Annotated in this window: 1 pseudogene; it reads right to left on the reverse strand. The window is 41.5% G+C overall.

Going from position 1 to position 236, the window contains the following annotated elements:
• Nucleotides 1–236 (reverse strand): annotated as a pseudogene (locus AAEY57_RS21145) (TonB-dependent siderophore receptor); the annotation flags it as partial.

Below are 236 nucleotides of genomic sequence, written 5' to 3' on the forward strand. Positions count from 1 at the left end.
GCCCAGTGCGATTTATAAAGCCGCTTGATGCGAACTCTTTATCAAACACATTTTTAATTGATACTTGCCACGTCCAGTTTTCTAACTGAGTTTTCCAGGCCATATTGTAAATAGTATAGGGCTTTACATGGGTGCCATCTAAACTTACTTGCTGATCAACATAATCAAGGCCAGCAGCAATAGATGAGTTAATGCTGGGTAGGTCATAGCGAGTCCATACTCCGGCAGTATTTTGG

Source organism: Pseudoalteromonas sp. MER144-MNA-CIBAN-0113 (genome assembly GCF_040308965.1).
Lineage (GTDB): Bacteria > Pseudomonadota > Gammaproteobacteria > Enterobacterales > Alteromonadaceae > Pseudoalteromonas > Pseudoalteromonas tetraodonis.